This is a genomic window from Psychrobacter sp. SC65A.3, assembly GCF_025642195.1.
In the GTDB taxonomy this organism is placed as follows: Bacteria; Pseudomonadota; Gammaproteobacteria; order Pseudomonadales; family Moraxellaceae; genus Psychrobacter; species Psychrobacter cryohalolentis.
The window spans coordinates 1,918,080-1,936,515 of sequence record NZ_CP106752.1 but is presented as its reverse complement, the minus strand read 5'-3'; the positions used below and the strand labels follow the sequence as shown (position 1 = coordinate 1,936,515).

Below are 18,436 nucleotides of genomic sequence, written 5' to 3'. Positions count from 1 at the left end.
ATGCGGTTATCAGCCATAAGATTATGACGGACAAAGCAATATCAGACCCTGTTTAATTTACCTATTGAGGTCTTTTATGTACAGCTCGCCATCAAAAGATGCGACGAAACCCCTGACTCTAAATAAGACGGTTTTTTTAGGCTCAGCTATTATTTCTATTTTATTGATAATCTGGACGATTGCGTTTCCAGATTATAGTGAGGCATTATTAAGTTCAAGTATGGCATGGGTATCAGAGAGTTTTGGCTGGTATTACATGCTGGTGGTTGCCGCGTATAGTATATTCGCCTTGTTTGTTGGCTTTTCTAAGTATGGCGATATTAAGCTTGGTCAAGATCATGAAAAGGCGCAATTTCCTTTCCTAGCATGGGCCGCGATGCTGTTCTCTGCGGGTATCGGTATTGATTTATTGTTCTTTGGTGCGTCTGAGCCGTTGATGCATTATCTGACGCCGCATACGGGGCTCGAGCCTGCCAGTGAGGCGGCCATGCGTGAAGCACTTGCACAGACCTTTTTACATTGGGGTCTACATGGCTGGGGCATTTATGCTTTAATCGGGATGGCATTGGCGTACTTTGCTTATCGTAAAAACATGCCACTTGCGTTACGTTCGCCACTGACGCCTATCTTTGGCGAGCGTTTAATCAAAGGCTGGCTTGGTGATGGTATTGATACCTTTGGTGTGGTTTGTACCTTGATGGGTATCGCGACCAGTTTGGGTATTGGTGTATTGCAAGCCAATGCTGGTTTGACTCATGTTTTTGGGATTGAATCCAGCAAAATGGTTCAAACCTTTATCATCATAGGTGTTGTCGCTGCCGCGGCGATCTCTGCGATGACTGGTGTAGAAAGAGGCGTCCGCCGTTTATCCGAATTTAATATGCTATCTTCGATATTGCTATTAATCGCGATATTGGTGATGGGTAATACGGTTTATTTGCTGAATACCTTTACCCAAAATATTGGTCAATACTTCCAAACCATCGTTTTCAAAACTTTTGATGTTTATGCTTATGATGGTCAAGCTGGCGCTGACTGGAAATCAGGCTGGACGATATTTTTCTGGGCATGGTGGGTCGCTTGGGCACCGTTTGTAGGCCTATTTATTGCGCGTATTAGCCGTGGTCGTACCCTGCGTGAGTTCGTATTTGGTGTGATGTTTATCCCACTTGGATTCATCTTTGCTTGGTTCTCTATCTTTGGTAACTCAGCGATAGATTTGGTTGCCAATGGTGCCACTGAACTTGGTGAAATCGCAGTCAATGATGCGGCAATGGGCATGTTTGCCTTGTTTGAGTATTTTCCTTACAGCGAAGTGCTATCATTTGCAGGTGTTGTGATTGGGCTAGTATTCTTTGTGACTTCAGCTGACTCAGGCGCGTTAGTATTAGCAAACTTGAGCTCACGCGGCATGACCAATGATACGGATGCACCTGTTTGGTTACGCTTATTTTGGGCAGCAGCGACCGGTCTTATTACCTTAGGATTATTGTTTGCTGGTGGTTTTGCCTCATTACAGTCCGTATCCGTCATTGCAGGCTTACCGTTCTCTCTCATCCTTGTACTCTATATGATGTCGATGTGGAAGTCGCTCAAAGAGGAAGGTAATAAGCGTAAAGCCAGTACGATTGGTACGGCTAATGTGCTTGATAGTGGTAAAAGCTGGAAAGCACGCTTGCAACGTATTGTGAGTTTCCCAAGCCATGCACAAGTTGAACGGTTTTTACAAAATGTGGTCAGACCTGCCATGACGGAAGTTGAAAAAGAGTTTGCCGCAGGCGGTCTAAAGACGTCTTTGGATATCCGTAACCCTGAACATATCGGACAAGATATAGATGAAGGTATGGATGAGAGTAGCGGTCAAATAGATGGTCTGAAATTACGGGTTGGACACGGTGATGAAGACGACTTTATTTATGAAGTTAATTTGATCAAAGCGGAGCGTCCTAACTTTACATTGAGCACATCAACTAAGAATGCAGAGTACTATTATCGTGCGGAAGTGTTCTTGAGTGAAGGCTCGCAAGAGTATGACTTGGTAGGTTACTCTAAAGAGCAAGTATTGGTCGATATCTTAAACCAGTACGAGCGCCATTTGCAGTATTTACATTTAGAGCGTTAATAGCTAAGTAATATACTCGATTTTACACTGACCCCATAAGTTGGATTCAACTTATGGGGTTTTTTAAATGTCAGTGTTATAGTCGATTCACTCTAAAAGGAATAGGATATATACTGCTACGTTTTATAATGAAGATTAACAGTATTACCATTATCTGATGTGCTATCATTATTAAAAATGGTCATTCAGACCTATCGTGGGTTTAATGGTTTCGTAGCTTTCACTTGCCATTGTGAATCAATCAATGACAGCGCTACAAGCCTTGCAACTTCCAGCACGATATAAAATAACTCTGGTAAAGCGCATGAGCCTTTTCTCCGACAAAGTCATCCATGCCTTATTTGATTTGCCGAATTTGGCTTATTATTATACTTTTATTGTCGGAGTTATAGGAGTCTCACTTGTTTAATCTTCCTGCTACTCATTCCAAATACACCCGCTATTATAGACCGCAGCATTCTTTGGCGCGCCGTATCATTACTCAAATCGATACGTGTGAGCGCCGTCCCCAAGATATTACCAGAGCCATGGGCTATCCGCTTAAGCATACTATTCCTGCCTGTGATCGTTTGCGTCACGTACTGTCTAGCGAAAAATTGGGCTTGGATGGCAGTTATATCGATGCTTATTTTACTCCTGAGCAATTCTTAGAAAAGCTGGTTTCAGTACTTGATATGCAGGATGAGGCGTTTGGAGAAGACATCGCTCAAATCAAGTATGATTTGGCGCATTATGCGTATCCTTTGCCTAAATATCGGTTAAGAGCAGATGTTGATTTTGAGTTTACTGCCGGCGCAAATTGGATGTCCCGTGGCGGTGCGGCTCAATTGGCTCATGCTCACTTGCCTGAAAATATTGCTCGAATGACTGAGACAGAACGTGAGTTCATCGTACAAAAGTGTATTGATGAGCATTACAAAAACTACAATGGCAATTTGCCATATGGCGGCATGATTAAAGGCTACTGGCTAACGATTGAGCAGCATGGTGAGGTTATTAGCAAAGTGGAATACGGACTGCCCGTTAAATCATGATAGTACTCATAACGACGTAAGAAAAAATCTTAAAAAGCCTATTTAAAATCCATCTCAATAGAAAACCGCCAAGCACTTTTTAGCGTTTGGCGGTTTTTTTGAGCTTCAATATATAAACTATCAGCAACTAAGCTTGATTCAAACCGTTTAGTAAGTGCTGCTAAGACCGACAAACAAACTCGTTGATTTGTCATCATCACCTTGCGAGTGCGTAACACCAGCATTGGCATTTAATTGACCAAAGCTTTTGGATACACCAAGCGTCATGCCAAAATTATCATCGTCGGTCTGTACCATTGGCGTATCAAAGCTGACATTTGCTATGGTGTTAAGACGCGCAGAAGCCGCTTCACGATTGTCACTCAACTGCTTTTGATAATGAACATCCCCGAATACATTAAGTGAATCGCCTAGATTATGGTTGGCTTTCACGCCAAGTTTGCCATAAGTGGTAGTATATTTTTGCTCATCAAACTGCATGGCGATACCAGACATTTCTTGCTCTTTTAGCGCGTCCAATCTCACACGGCTAGCCGTTGCACCGATATATGGCGTGATAGCAAGGCTGCTGAACTGCATCGGATATCCTGCCTGCAAGTTAGCATAGTAACGTTTACCATCAGCATTAGAGTTAAACTCTTGTTTATTGCCACCAAGTGTGACCGCACGTGTGACATCAACGTCTAGATTACCAAAGCCAACCGCGCCATTAAGCTGCACGCCGCCAAGCTTATCTAGCGTATTGCTATGATAGACACCAAAGCCTACTTCTTCTAAGTCGATATTGCTTAAGCCAGTGCGAACCCCTGAGTTCTCAAAATCTTTTTGAGTGATATTGCCATACAAGCCTGTTACCGCATGTGCTGAGTTAGGATGAGCAAAATCTACACCTAATAATACTTGGGTATTACTATCGCCTTCAAACCTTGCAATATCTTGATTTTCAAACTCACCGGTTGCCCATAACTTACGGGCAGGTTTTTGTTCACTACTTTGGATTTTATTGATGTGAGATTGCAAGCGCTCGCTAGTTGCTAGCCCTGCTGTCGTCGCAATGTGCGGCAACACGCCAATAAGACTAGGAGCGGTAACGACGGCACTGGCGTAATCTGCAATCATTTGATGCGCACGTCCCGACGGATGGATACCATCAGCAAAGAAATAGCTTTCATTGGCACCTGGCGCGACTAAATTACTTGATCCACATAAAAGCGAGCTTGAAGTGTTGCAAGCTTTTTGAGTCATATTTGTAAAGCCATAAGCCGTAGGGTTGGCAGCGACTTGTTGTAATAAGCTAAAAGTATCGAGCGGTATGATATTAGCACCCGTAGCTACTGCGCCACTATACATAGTTTGATTATATAAATTTGCTAACATCGTACCAGACGATTGAAACCCTGCTCCTGCAGCGATAGCAGTAGGTGTTAGACCTATATCAGGGATATTAGGTACTAAAATATAGTTCGCACCATTATCTTTGAGCGCTTTAATAGCGGCGACTTGGCTGCCAGCCGCTGATGAAATCGTATTTATCGCATTAGCAGGATTTGCAGCTGCCGCAAGTAAATCGTTTGCGCCTCCCCACACCACATACATACCATTAGGATCAACTTTTTTATTAGCCAGATAACCAGTTACTTGAGTGTTCACAGACGCAACAGGAACGTTAACGCCAAAGTCCGTATTAACGATATCCTTGCCTGCTCTTGCACCACCAATAGCATAGTTATTACCAGCTTGATTTCCAAGATAAACGATGGGAACAGCTGTTGTACCTAGCTGCTCAGCGAATGACGTTGCCCATACGTTATCAGGATTGGTCGTAAATTGACCTGACTCTTTAATACCGAGCTTGCCTTGGGTAATGGGACTAAAATAACCGCCATCGGTCAAGCTATCACCAAAAAATGTCACACTGCTATAAAGCTCAGCATGCGCTAGACCTGCCATTGATAGCGAGATGGCAAGTATACTTTTGGTCAATGTTTTAAGGGTGGTAGGGTTAACAATAGCGTGAGAGATATTACGAGGCATATCGACTTCCTTGTCGTGAATGTAGCGGTTTATTAAGGAAGTGTAACTGCTTTAGAAAATCCTATCAATCGAATTTATCGTAAATCCCAATATAAGTTGAATAAGCTAACAAGTATAAAACTTTTAACCATGGTGCTGTAAATATCGTTCTAAACTAATGCTCTATCTTCTAAATTATCCAGACCATCATAACAATGCAATTACTTGCATTGTTATGATGTGCAAATGAAGGTATCGTCCCTAGTATTTTTAAAATGATGAAACACCCTAGTAATGATCAACCTCCGCGTCTAAACTTATTAGTCTCAATTCAACTACGAACCCTACCTATGACTTCCTCTTATCATTGCCTGTATTCTTTTCGTCGCTGCCCTTATGCCATGCGCGCCCGTCTCGGCATACTGTTTGCCGAGCTACAGGTAGAGCTGCGCGAAATAACACTGAAAAATAAGCCGTCGCAGATGCTAGCCATTAGCCCAAAAGGTACGGTGCCTGTTTTACAACTTGTAGATGGGACGGTGATTGAAGAGAGTACAGAGATAATGATATGGGCGCTTGAGCAGCAAGATCCGCAAGGGCTTTTGGATGCAGAGGTTTTGCAGCAGGCAAATGCTTTGATTGATAAAAACGACAACGAATTTAAATATTGGCTCGATCGCTATAAATATGCCGATCGTCATACAGACATGACCCAGACAGAGTATCGACAGAAGGGTGAAATATTTTTACAAGTGTTAGAGGAATTGCTGACTAAAAATCCTTATTTGCTAGGGAAAACTGTAACGATTGCCGATATTGGTATTATGCCTTTTGTCCGTCAATTCGCTCATGTCGATCGTAATGTTTTTTATAGCCTGCCTTATCCAAATCTACAGCGATGGTTACAAGATTGGCTGCAGCATCCGTTTTTTTTGCAAACGATGACCAAATTTCAGCCGTGGCAGGATGGGATGAAGCAGTAATTTTTTGCTGAGACGCTCTCTAAAATATTTAACAAGTGTTAATACTTTGAAATTTTCGTCTCATGTTTGTTAAGGTTACTACCCTCTAGCTATCTATCTTATTGAATTACTACAAGATTCACAGTACGGATTAACTAAAAATAGGATTGAGCTGCCATAATTTTTACCAATGTGTAAAGAAATAATTTGACAATTATGTACGGTTGGCTTATAAGAGATAAACAGTATGGCTGTTTGCCCATAAGTGCTTTTTTATAGCGCCTATTTGCATTAATTAAGCTCATACACATATCAAGGGAAGCATCTTCTACCCTGATGGTACATCGCAATTTATCTGAACTACTCGTTTTATGGTTTTTAGGCAATCATTGCCCAACTGATGACATTCGATGACAGCTACTAGGCTGCCACTGCCACTGCCACTGCCACTGCCACTGTCACTCTAACCTCACCCACGCACGTGAATGTATTTTCTCATTTTGCTATTGTCAGCCAATTTGCTGACGATTCAGCGATGTATGTCGCGCTGGGCCTATAAAAAAGGTTTCCAATCGCATGACGATTTTATCTTCTATGCCTGTGCATCCGCAGCCAATCATAGATTCTGGGCATCGTTTTGATGCCAGCCGCCATTGGCCAGCCTCATTAACTCTGGGGTTTGCAGCCTATCCTGAAGCGGACACTCGCATTACCCGCATGAATGTCGCACGTCACTATGGTCCACTACGGGTACAGCGCGCTTTTTACCCTGAAGGTCGTGATGGCTGCTGTCATGTGTATCTTTTACATCCACCCGGCGGTATTGCCAGCGGTGATTCTTTAACCATCGATGTTACGGTGTCTGAAAACGCTCACGCTTTATTAACCACACCAGCTGCCAACAAACTGTATCGAGCCGATAGTAATAACGTCGCTTGGACACAACACACTCATCTTAAAATCGAAGACGGTGCCACACTTGAATGGCTGCCACAAGAAACGCTGGCTTTTGATGGGTCACGCGGTGAGCAAACGGTGATTATTGATTTGGCTGAAACGGCTAAATGCTTGGGCTGGGAGATTATAGGCCTTGGTCGCCCAGCCAGCGACTTACCTTATGTCAGTGGCATCATTGAACAGCGCTTTCAGCTTAGCCGAAAAGGTCGGCCACTATGGTTAGAGCGCCAAGCTATTGACCCAATACATCCTCGCTTTTTAGGTAAATGGGGACAAGGCGGCGCTACGGTTCACGCTACCCTTTGGGCTGTCGGACTGAGTGACCCTGCTGACACCATTACCGAACTACGCGACAAAATACCTGCCAACCACAATTGGGCGGTGACTTATCGCCGCGGTGTGCTTTTACTTCGCTATTTGGGCATGGAGCGCAATGAGGCATGGGATTTATTGCAACAAGCGAGGGAAATTCTGCGCCCAAGACTGATGGATGTTGAGGCAGTGACGCCGCGCATTTGGTTAACCTAATAATTTTTATGCGTATTTTTTTTCGATTACACATAAAAGCAAGTCGCAGATCAATCGGTTTTCAGCACAACAATATTAATAATAATGGAGACAATAATGGAACTAACCCCCAGAGACAAAGACAAATTAATGCTTTTTACTGCTGGGCTTTTGGCCGAGCGCCGTAAGGCAAAAGGGCTGAAGCTTAATTATCCAGAAGCGATTGCTCTGATAAGTTGTGAGATTATGGAAGGCGCACGAGAAGGGCGCACGGTGGCAGAAATGATGGGCGCCGGTCGCGAAATTTTAACTCGTGACGATGTGATGGAAGGTGTACCTGAGATGATTGAAAGTATTCAGGTCGAAGCGACTTTTCCTGATGGCACCAAACTGGTGACTGTTCACAGTCCTATTATCTAATAAGAGCATAAAGCTTAAGGAGAGCATGATGATTCCAGGTGAATATCAATTAAAGAAAGGTGATATTGAACTGTGCGTAGGTCGAGACAGCTTTGTGATTGAAGTGGCCAATACCGGCGATCGCCCTATACAAGTGGGCTCTCACTATCACTTTGCTGAAACCAATAGTGCACTGAGCTTTGATCGCAAAAAAGCCTATGGCCATCGCCTAGCGATACCTGCTGGCACCGCTACGCGCTTTGAGCCAGGTCAAAAACGTGAGGTGTCGTTACTGCCTTATGCCGGACTGCGCCGAATCTTTGGTTTTAGAGGTGAGGTAATGGGTGCGCTAGATGACAATTCAGATTCAGGAGAAACACGATGAAAATATCTCGCGACGCCTATGCCAATATGTATGGTCCGACCATTGGCGATCGCATCCGTTTGGGTGATACCGAGCTTTGGATCGAGATTGAAAAGGACCATACCCATTATGGTGAAGAGGTAGTATTCGGTGGCGGTAAAGTGATTCGTGATGGTATGGGACAAAGCCAATTGTGCTCAGACTCAGTGATGGATACTGTGATTACCAACGTGATTATTATTGATTGGTGGGGCATCGTAAAAGCCGATGTTGGCTTAAAAGACGGGCGCATTGTCGCTATTGGTAAAGCCGGCAACCCTGATACGCAGCCGGATGTTGATATTATCATTGGCGCAGGTACTGAGATTATCGCTGGTGAAAACCAAATATTGACCGCAGGCGCGGTAGATACTCACGTTCACTATATCTGCCCGCAGCAAGTAGATGAGGCGTTAATGAGCGGTCTTACCACTATGATTGGTGGCGGTACTGGCCCTGCAACTGGCTCAGTCGCTACCACCAACACGCCTGGACCGTGGCACATTGGCAAAATGATGCAAGCCGTGGATGACCTGCCTATTAACATCGGATTTTTGGGTAAAGGCAGTGCCAGTACGCCTGCAGCACTTGAAGAGCAAGTCAAAGCTGGCGTTATGAGTTTAAAAGTTCATGAAGATTGGGCGGCAACGCCAGCAACGATTAGTAATGCGCTTGATGTTGCTGACCGTTACGATATTCAGGTAGCGCTACATGCTGATAGTTTAAATGAGTCAGGCTTTGTTAAAGATACGCTAGAGGCCTTTAAAGATCGCTGTATCCATTCGTATCATACTGAAGGTGCGGGTGGTGGTCATGCGCCAGATATTATTGTCGCTTGTGGTCAGCCAAATGTTTTACCGTCATCGACCAATCCAACACGCCCGTACACCATCAACACTGTTGACGAGCATCTAGACATGCTGATGGAGTGTCATCACTTAGACCCAAATATTCCTGAAGATGTGGCCTTTGCTGATTCGCGTATCCGCCGTGAGACCATTGCTGCAGAAGATATTTTGCATGATCTTGGTGCCATTTCAATGATTTCATCGGACTCTCAAGCCATGGGCCGTATTGGTGAAGTGGTCTGCCGTACGTGGCAAACCGCGCACAAAATGCGCCTGCAACGTGGTCTGCTACCAGAAGATCAAGAGCGCGGTACTGATAACTTCCGAGTCAAACGTTATATTGCCAAATACACCATCAATCCTGCCATCACCCATGGTGTATCACATGAAGTGGGCTCGGTAGAGATTGGCAAAATGGCAGACTTGGTACTATGGCGTCCTAAGTTTTTTGGTGTTAAGCCCTCCATTATCTTAAAAGGCGGCATGATTGCTGGTGCTGCAATGGGTGATCCTAACGCAGCGATTTCGACCCCGCAGCCAGTGCATTACCGCCGCATGTTTGGCGCGCTAGGACGTGCAGTTTCTGCTACACGTGTTACTTTCGTTAGCCAAGCTGCGATGAACACGGGACTCGAAGAAAAACTGGGGCTAAAAAGCCGATTGGTCGCGTGTAAAAACGTTCGTAGCATGCGCAAAAAAGACATGAAGCTGAATGATTACTGCCCGAACATCACGGTAGATCCAGAAACTTATGAAGTTCATGTAGACGGTGTGCTCTTAACTTGCGAGCCGCTCTCTGAATTGCCATTAGCTCAGCTTTATCATTTGTTTTAAGCCATCTGTTTTAAATCGTTTGTAAGGATAATAATATGCTTGAATTAATAAAAAGAATGGATGCTAATGCTTCGGTCGATATTTATGACACCTTGACCTTGCCTTATGAGCTGCGTATCCGTGGCCGTCTAAAAGCAGTCAGTGATAATGACCGTGACGTGGGTTTATTTCTTGACCGAGGTCCTGTGCTTCGTCATGGTGATTTGCTACAAGCCAATAGTGGTGAGGTGATTCAGGTTCTTGCAGCTGATGAGCCAGTAGCTACTGCTTATATCGAAAGCGGTTTACCACTCGCGAGACTGTGTTATCACTTAGGTAATCGACATGTGTCACTTGCCCTTGGTAGCGATGAAGATGGGCGCCATTGGGTGCGTTTTCCTCCAGATCATGTGCTTGAGGAGCTAGCAGTACTATTGGGAGCAGACTTAAGGCATCACGACGCACCATTTGATCCTGAATCTGGTGCTTATGCGCAGGCTGGTCGCGAGCACTCGCACTCAAATAGTCATGCGCATTCTCACTCTCATTCTCATGACCACGACCATTCTGAACACGACGGTCATAACCATGCGCATTGATGAGCCGTCAAATGCTGTGAGCGATCTGGCATTGTTAGGTTTGATGCAATTAATTAGCCCAGCATTACCTATTGGTGCTTTTGCTTGGTCACAAGGTTTGGAAAGTGCGTTTGAGCTGGGTTGGGTCAATAATGAAGCTCAACTGGGCGAATGGTTGGAAGGCGTTTTAGGTGACGGTTTGACGCGTTGTGAACTGCCTGTCTTAGCACGTTTACAGAGATGTTGGGCAAATAATGACAGTGATGGTTTGGCTTTTTGGAATGATTGGCTACACGCCAATCGGGAAACGGCTGAGCTGAGCGATGAAGATACACGTTTGGGTCAAGCATTGATACGCCTACTAAACAGTTTGGATTTGCAGCCACAGACAGCGTTAGGTCATGCCGAGCTACCAAAGGAACCGGGCTATGTCACTGTCTTTGCGTGGACGGCTCATCAAAGGCAGGTGCCTGTACGTCAAGCTCTACTAGGATTTGCTTGGGGCTGGCTAGAAAATCAGCTTGCAGCTGCCTGTAAAGCCCTGCCACTCGGTCATACCGCTGCACAACGTTTGAACGAGACGTTACGTCCGCAACTGGTAGCGGCAGTTGATAAAGCTTTAACCTTAACTGATGAGCAGTTGGGTCCGATTTTACCCGGCTTAGCACTGGGTAGTGCTCAACATGAAACTCAATATTCACGATTATTTCGAAGCTAAATTAATACTTCGTTTTTAGATAAGGAAAATATACATGAAACATTGTTTAAGAGTAGGTGTTGGTGGTCCGGTTGGTTCTGGAAAAACAGCTCTATTACGTCAGTTATGTAGTGCGCTAAAAGATCACTATGATATCGCTGTGGTTACTAACGACATCTATACGCGTGAAGATGCTGATTTTTTGTTAAAGCACGACGCCTTGCCTGCTGACCGTATTCTTGGCGTAGAAACTGGCGGCTGTCCACATACTGCTATCCGCGAAGATGCCTCGATGAATCTGGCCGCAATTGATGATTTGCAAACGCGCCATCCTAACCTAGAGCTGGTGTTAGTAGAGTCTGGCGGCGATAACCTTGCGGCTACCTTTAGCCCAGAGCTTTCTGATTTGACCTTATATGTCATTGACGTCGCTGCTGGTGACAAAATTCCTCGTAAAGGTGGCCCAGGTATAACTAAGTCAGACCTGCTGATTATTAATAAAATTGACATCGCCAAATACGTACATGCTTCGCTAGATATCATGGAGCGTGACTCAAAGAAAATGCGCGGAGAACGTCCTTTTATATTCACTAATCTGTATGACGGCGTGGGCGTAGAAGAAATTATTAGCTTTATCTTAAAGCAAGGTATGTTACCTGAGCGTCGTCCTGGAAAGCTAAGCGCCAATGCTTAATGCTTAATTGCTCGCATTTAATAATCATGGTCAGTCCTAAATAAAAAAATGCAAATATTATCAATCACTACTGGGGTTAATTTTTCTTGCTTGCTGTGGCTACGCAGACAGAGGCTGCGAATAATCAACCCCAGTAGTTCTGTACTCTTTTAAAAGTGGATCAACTATAAGTATACGGACAGTATTTTAAAACATTATCTAGAGCAATTATTCAAATAATAGAAAACAAGAAAATAGGAGAGAAAGATGAATAAAATGACTAAATTGCTGCTGACAGTAGGGCTAATGATGACTGCTACTTTGGCGATGGCCCACCCTGGTCATGGCGAGCACGTGACCAACGGTTTCCTTAGCGGCTTACTGCATCCGATGATGGGCCTTGACCACTTATTGGCTATGGGCGCGATTGGTTTTTGGAGTATTCGCCAAAACACTACGATGAAACGTGGCACGCCGTTATTTGTCGTAGGCGGCATGATAGCTGGCGCAGGCCTTGCTTGGGCGGGTGTCAGTTTGGCTGGGGTAGAGACCGGCATCGCCATGTCAGTATTGCTAGTCGGTGTACTAATCGCCACGTTAGCAAAACTGCCGACTGCTGTTGGTGGCACCTTGGTTGCGCTGTTCATGGTCGCCCATGGTTATGCTCATGGTATTGAAATGACACAAGGTTCAAGCTTATTGCTTTATATGGCTGGCTTCGTTGTCGCCACCTTAGCGATTACCTTTATCGGTCGTGGTCTAGGTACCATGATGCTCAAAGCCGATAATCGTATTACCCGTGCATTAGGCGGCGTGGTTGCTATCATCGGTGGCGTATTAGCTGCGGGCTAATATGTATTAATCAAAAAAAATTTCGTCTCGCATCAAGCTAAGAAGCCGTAGGGACTTCCTACGGTTTTTTAGTTTCTCATATTCCTTTTCGCATCTACTAAAGATCTTAAAGCGACGACAGTGGGCTAGATGCCTGCTTCATTAATAAATATATCAACCAGCTTAGTAATTAAGCCTATCAAAAAGGGACTATCACGATATGAATGATACCATCATAAAATTATCTAGAAACACGAACCGTGCGCCGATTAGCGCAACCTCAACTCAGAGCGTTGCTTTTTCTCATTACAATAACGTTTCAGCACAATTACCAATCGATCCTAAGACTGGAGCATTAGCCTCTGCTGACATCACAGCACAAGCCAAACAGTGCTTAGATAATATCAAAGTGATTGTAGAAAGTACTGATCATCTCATGGATGATGTGATTAAAATCACTGTATTTTTAAAAGATATTACAGATATGACGGTAGTAGATACTGTCTATCGTACCTTCTTTAGCGACTATCTGCCAACACGTAACGTAGTGATGGTTGCAGAGCTGCCTATGGACGGTGCCTTAGTACAAATGGATGCATTACTTTCAAATGGCGAAGGTACTCACCCGCAAGCACCTTGCGAGCTCGTAAAAGTGGCAAAAAACACCGATAATGCGCCAATCGACTCTTTATCTACCCAGACAGTTGCTTTTTCTCATTACAATAACGTTTCAGCACAATTACCAATCGATCCTACTTCAGGGCAACTAGTAGCAGGCGATATAGCAGAGCAGACGGCGCAATGCCTAACCAATCTTAAGTCGATTTTGAATAGTATCGATGTCGGTATTGATGATATTGTCAAAATAAACATTAGTCTAACCAACCTTACTGATATCACAGCCGTCGATGACGTTTATAGCACTTTTTTTCCAGATACTGCTATTGCCAGAGCCGTCAATTATCTACCAGCGCGCACAGTGACTATGGTTTCAGGGCTACCTATGGCTGCTTTGGTACAAGTTGAAGCCGTGGTATCACATGGAGATGGCACACCGCCACAAGCCGTTGAAGATCGACATGGCATTGTGATCAAAGCCAATAATACTGAGCAAGCACCAAAGCACTCGTTAAGCACGCAGATGGTTGCTTTTTCTCACTATAATCATCTTTCGGGTCAATTGCCTATCAATCCTGAAATAGGTAAGCTCATCAATGGTGATATAAAGGCGCAGACTCAGCAGTGCTTAGATAATATCAAAGCCATTGCCAAGAGTATCGATCATAAAATGGATGACATCGTTAAAGTAACTATCCAACTCAAAGACATTAGCGATATTGACACGGTCAATGATATTTACACCACGTTTTTTGACGGTGAACTGCCTGCCAGAACAGTGTTTGGCGTATCAGCAATCCCTATGGATGCATTGATACAAATCGATGCCGTACTCTCTAATGCTGAAGGTACGCCACCTGTAAGATAGTGGTCATTCAGATTTTGCCATAACAATTGGTTTGACGCACGTTTTCTAGAGCGTCATAATCAATTGATGATTCATCACCTAAATAAAATAAAAAGGCTTTCAACTATTTGGAAGCCTTTTTATATGTGGAAGATATAATTAAACAGGTAAGAGTAGGCAGAAACAGTAAGGTCTAAATAAAAAAGAATCATTCATAGCAGTACCGTAGTGTTTTTAGAGTACTTTGACTATAGTTAGCTAATAATAGCACTTAAGGAAAATTTATATAAACAAGGAAGTGATAAAATGAAAGGGATTACCCGTTTTTCGAATAGTTTGATGGAGAAGTATTTACCGGATCCATTTTTGTTCGTTATTATCTTAACAGTGGTTATTTTTGTACTGGGTTTAGGATTAACTGATTCTTCACCGGTACAAATGGTGGCGTTTTGGGGTGAAGGTTTTTGGGCATTACTCGCATTCTCAATGCAGATGGTGTTGGTATTAGTCACAGGTTTTGTATTGGCAAGCAGCCCAATATTTAAAAAAGGTTTAGGAAAGCTTGCAAGTTTAGCAAAATCGCCGGGCAGTGCCATTATCTTGGTAACTTTAGTATCCCTTGCGGCAAGTTGGATTAACTGGGGATTTGGGTTGGTGATTGGGGCATTATTCGCCAAAGAATTGGCAAAGCGTGTAGAGAATGTCGATTACCGTTTATTGATTGCCAGTGCTTATTCTGGTTTTATTATTTGGCATGCTGGTTTTTCGGGCTCCATTCCTTTATCTATTGCCACAGAAGGGCATCCTTTCGCTGATAAGATTGGTATTATTCCGACCAGTGCAACCATTTTTGCCAGCTATAACTTAATAATCGTTGTAGCATTGATTGTCATCGTTCCTTTACTCAACCGTTTGATGATGCCGAAAAAAGAAGATACGGTGACGGTAGATCCGAGACTTCTGGTTGAACCAATTGATGAAGTGCTGCCAGAAAAATCGGACATGACACCAGCAGAGCGTTTGGAAAATAGCTGGATTTTATCCATGATCATTGGCGCATTAGGTATTGCTTTTATCGTCTATTATTTTGTACAAAATGGCTTTGCCTTGACGCTTGATTTGGTCAACTTTATGTTTTTGTTCCTTGGGATTATCTTTCACGGAACGCCTCGTAAGTATTTGATTGCCGTTCAAGAAGCGGTCAAAGGTGCTGGTGCTATTATTGTCCAGTTTCCGTTTTATGCAGGAATCATGGGTATGATGACAGCGTCAGGCTTGGCAGGCGTGATGTCAGAAGCATTCGTCAATATCTCGTCAGCTGAGACATTGCCACTTTTTGCCTTCTTAAGTGCAGGACTCGTCAATTTCTTTGTCCCTTCAGGTGGTGGGCAATGGGCAGTGCAAGCACCCATTATGTTAGAGGCGGCAGAGATGCTGGGCAGCGATCCTGCAAAGGTTGCTATGGCAGTTGCATGGGGTGACGCATGGACAAATATGATTCAGCCGTTTTGGGCATTGCCAGCCTTGGCAATTGCGGGGCTAAAAGCCAAAGATATCATGGGTTTTTGTGTCATCGTCCTGATTGTTAGTGGTGTTGTGATTGGTTTAGGGCTATTGTTTTTATAATTAACACCTAGCGTTTTTGGTACGGCTTAGCGTTTAGACCTTGCCTATTTGATGGGTAAGGTCTTTTTTTATGAGAATAATTCAAGGGGTATGTCTATCGCTGTCTATCTAAAATTGTCCAAATAAGCGACAATACCCGCATAAATTTTAAGCGTATATTAAGAGCGATATATCCGCTTAGAGACTCTCATTTTTTTGATAGTAGACATCTATTAAATCTAACACACATAAAAGGCCGTCCCAAATGACCAATGATAACCCATATGATTTTTTACCATTACAGCCTACTGGTAGAAACGAGACTGATACTGCCAATACTTACGCGCCCGAAGACATGATCAAGATATACGAGCAGCAATTTCTCATACCAGTCCCTGAAGAGCAGCTAACTGAATTTTTACCTGCGCTAAAAAGCTTCTATGATATTGATAATCATACTCTAGATGTTAGCGCCATTATCTTCGAAGCAATCGCGGATGCGAGTATTATTTACAATCACAAAATAAAAGCAGGGCGCTACCAACTCCTAGAGGGCTTGGTAAAAGAAGAGCTTGAACATGATGAAGACGACAAAAATGATGCAGGTATTGATGGCGTTGACAGCAATGACAGTGAAGAAGCGCAAGCCTATACCCTAGAGTGTAAGCGTACCTTTTTTATTAATGATATAGAGATGCCCTATTATTTTAATTTATTTATTCAGGGCGATAGCTATTCAACATTAACCAAACAAGACACCTTGCTAGAGCAGATGTATTGGTTCGCGAGTGACGGTACCGATGACAACGAACGCTTAGAGGCTATCAATGCGCAGTTAGCGAGCTTAGGTATTCGTGCAATGGATTTGGCGACGCTCTATCAGATAGTGGATTATGTAGAAGACCACATCATAGACGATGCCATGATAGAAACCCTTAATAAATTATTAGATGATGCTGAATAGTAAGTGAAAATAATACTAAACAGCCAATCAAATTTTGTATGTGACTTTAAGTTATAACACTTTCTCTTTATACGGTCTGCCAAGGAGAGTGACACGTGGTACATCATAATAACGCCAATATTGAAAGCAAATCAGCATGGGCTGTTTTTCTTATCTTCCTTAGATTGGGGTTGACCTCATTTGGTGGCCCTGTCGCTCATTTGGGCTATTTCCGTGATGAGTTTGTAATACGCCGTAAGTGGCTGACTGAGAACAGCTATGCCGATTTAATCGCGCTCTGTCAGTTTTTACCAGGACCTGCCAGCAGCCAAGTTGGCATTGCTATCGGGTTATCTCGAGCAGGATATGCTGGCGCGCTTGCTGCTTGGACGGGTTTTACCTTACCCTCTGCCATAGTGCTTATGTTGTTTGCCATAGGTATTAGCCGTTATGGGGATATTGTTCCACTTGGTGTATTGCATGGTTTAAAGGTCGCGGCAGTGGCTGTGGTTGCGCAAGCGGTATGGGGTATGGGGAAAAATCTCTGCACCGATGTTGCGCGAATCTCTATCATGGCGCTGGCTGCTTGTTTTGTACTTTTGGTGCCTTCTGCATTAGCTCAAGTGAGCGTTATTGCTATTGCTGCCATCATTGGACTGCTATGGTTCAAGCCTGATAAAGTAATGGCTCATGACCCTTTACCTATTACTATTAGACGTCCAGCTGCTCTTTTTTGGTTGTTCTTGTTTTTTTCATTGCTCATCGGCTTACCGCTGCTGACTGCATTGTATCCAAGCCAAACCCTATCTATGGTAGATACCTTTTTTCGTGCAGGATCACTTGTATTTGGTGGCGGACACGTAGTATTGCCATTATTACAGGCTGAGATTGTTCCCGCAGGCTGGATAAGTAACGATACTTTCTTAGCAGGTTACGGAGCTACGCAAGCAGTGCCAGGACCTTTATTTACCTTTGCAGCATTTCTAGGTAGCTCGATGAATCAAGCTCCTAGTGGCTGGCTAGGAGGGATGATTTGCTTGATAGCAATCTTTGCGCCGTCATTTTTATTGGTTATGGGCGCACTGCCATTTTGGGAGAGTCTACGCCAAAATCTGCGCACAAGAGCCGCACTATCTGGTATCAATGCAGCGGTCGTTGGTTTGTTATTGGCAGCGCTTTATCAGCCTGTATGGACAAGCGCTATCATTGAAGCAAAAGATTTTGGTCTGGCATTGGTCGCGCTCATTGCTTTGATGTTCTGGAAATTCCCTGCTTGGCTGGTAGTGATTGGCTGCGGAGCCGCTGGATGGTTACTAACACTATAAGGTGGCAATTGAGGTGGTACTAATGACAGACAACTATTTGTATAACGAGCAAATACATTAAGAAATTGCTAATTTTAAAAATTGCTCATTATTAAGCAGTTTTTTCTAATTTTGGAAGGTTTAACTCTCTCAAGAGTCACCACATCAAGTTACGTTTCAACATCCACCTCAAACGCTAAAGCTGAAATTCACCAAATTTATCTTTACCGTTTATGCAGCATAGCTCAAGGTTATTGATAACGCTAAAATAGAGCAGGATAA

Annotated in this window: 16 protein-coding genes; 15 read left to right on the top strand and 1 reads right to left on the bottom strand. The window is 43.7% G+C overall.

Going from position 1 to position 18,436, the window contains the following annotated elements:
• The first annotated feature begins 76 nt into the window (after positions 1-76).
• Positions 77-2,122, top strand: coding sequence for a choline BCCT transporter BetT (gene betT / locus OEG80_RS08140; protein WP_011513217.1), 2,046 nt, complete (start codon positions 77-79; stop codon positions 2,120-2,122).
• 401 nt (positions 2,123-2,523) lie between these two features.
• Entirely contained in the window at positions 2,524-3,156 is a 633-nt protein-coding gene (locus tag OEG80_RS08135; protein WP_263240305.1) for a hypothetical protein, read from the top strand.
• Between the two features lie 147 nt (positions 3,157-3,303).
• On the opposite strand, the gene OEG80_RS08130 is transcribed toward OEG80_RS08135, so the two are convergent.
• Positions 3,304-5,190 carry an autotransporter domain-containing protein gene (locus OEG80_RS08130; protein ID WP_181210288.1) on the bottom strand — a complete coding sequence of 629 codons (1,887 nt, stop codon included), beginning with the start codon at positions 5,188-5,190 and terminating at the stop codon, positions 3,304-3,306.
• A gap of 329 nt (positions 5,191-5,519) precedes the next feature.
• On the opposite strand from OEG80_RS08130, the gene OEG80_RS08125 reads away from it, so the two are divergent.
• The 13 genes from OEG80_RS08125 to chrA all read left to right on the top strand — a co-directional run bounded on the left by OEG80_RS08125 (position 5,520) and on the right by chrA (position 18,175).
• Positions 5,520-6,152 carry a glutathione S-transferase gene (locus OEG80_RS08125; protein WP_263240298.1) on the top strand — a complete coding sequence of 211 codons (633 nt, stop codon included), beginning with the start codon at positions 5,520-5,522 and terminating at the stop codon, positions 6,150-6,152.
• Positions 6,153-6,707: 555 nt separating this feature from the next.
• Complete coding sequence (locus OEG80_RS08120; RefSeq protein WP_263240295.1) at positions 6,708-7,616, top strand: urease accessory protein UreD; 909 nt, start codon at positions 6,708-6,710, stop codon at positions 7,614-7,616.
• A gap of 96 nt (positions 7,617-7,712) precedes the next feature.
• The gene (gene ureA, locus OEG80_RS08115; protein WP_011513222.1) at positions 7,713-8,015 is read left to right on the top strand and encodes an urease subunit gamma; all 303 of its coding nucleotides are present in this window, start codon (positions 7,713-7,715) and stop codon (positions 8,013-8,015) included.
• Between the two features lie 28 nt (positions 8,016-8,043).
• Complete coding sequence (locus OEG80_RS08110; protein ID WP_011513223.1) at positions 8,044-8,379, top strand: urease subunit beta; 336 nt, start codon at positions 8,044-8,046, stop codon at positions 8,377-8,379.
• Positions 8,376-10,079: an urease subunit alpha gene (gene ureC, locus OEG80_RS08105; protein ID WP_263240292.1), complete on the top strand. Its 1,704-nt coding sequence runs from the start codon at positions 8,376-8,378 to the stop codon at positions 10,077-10,079. The genes OEG80_RS08110 and ureC overlap by 4 nt, the downstream gene beginning before the upstream one ends.
• A 35-nt stretch (positions 10,080-10,114) precedes the next feature.
• Positions 10,115-10,657, top strand: a complete 543-nt coding sequence (ureE, locus tag OEG80_RS08100) for an urease accessory protein UreE (RefSeq protein WP_263240290.1) — start codon at positions 10,115-10,117, stop codon at positions 10,655-10,657.
• Complete coding sequence (locus OEG80_RS08095) at positions 10,611-11,354, top strand: urease accessory protein UreF (RefSeq protein ID WP_263240288.1); 744 nt, start codon at positions 10,611-10,613, stop codon at positions 11,352-11,354. The genes ureE and OEG80_RS08095 overlap by 47 nt, the downstream gene beginning before the upstream one ends.
• A gap of 34 nt (positions 11,355-11,388) precedes the next feature.
• The gene (gene ureG / locus OEG80_RS08090; RefSeq protein WP_263240285.1) at positions 11,389-12,027 is read left to right on the top strand and encodes an urease accessory protein UreG; all 639 of its coding nucleotides are present in this window, start codon (positions 11,389-11,391) and stop codon (positions 12,025-12,027) included.
• Positions 12,028-12,273: 246 nt separating this feature from the next.
• Entirely contained in the window at positions 12,274-12,858 is a 585-nt protein-coding gene (locus OEG80_RS08085; RefSeq protein WP_263240284.1) for a HupE/UreJ family protein, read from the top strand.
• Between the two features lie 199 nt (positions 12,859-13,057).
• A complete protein-coding gene (locus OEG80_RS08080; protein ID WP_263240283.1) occupies positions 13,058-14,323 on the top strand; it encodes a RidA family protein in 1,266 nt (421 codons plus the stop codon).
• A gap of 285 nt (positions 14,324-14,608) precedes the next feature.
• Positions 14,609-15,928 (top strand): short-chain fatty acid transporter, encoded by a 1,320-nt coding sequence (locus tag OEG80_RS08075; protein WP_263240282.1) that lies wholly within the window; start codon positions 14,609-14,611, stop codon positions 15,926-15,928.
• Positions 15,929-16,172: 244 nt separating this feature from the next.
• A complete protein-coding gene (locus OEG80_RS08070; protein ID WP_263240281.1) occupies positions 16,173-16,871 on the top strand; it encodes a hypothetical protein in 699 nt (232 codons plus the stop codon).
• A 95-nt stretch (positions 16,872-16,966) separates the two neighbouring features.
• Complete coding sequence (gene chrA, locus OEG80_RS08065; protein ID WP_263240279.1) at positions 16,967-18,175, top strand: chromate efflux transporter; 1,209 nt, start codon at positions 16,967-16,969, stop codon at positions 18,173-18,175.
• The last annotated feature ends 261 nt before the right edge of the window (positions 18,176-18,436 follow it).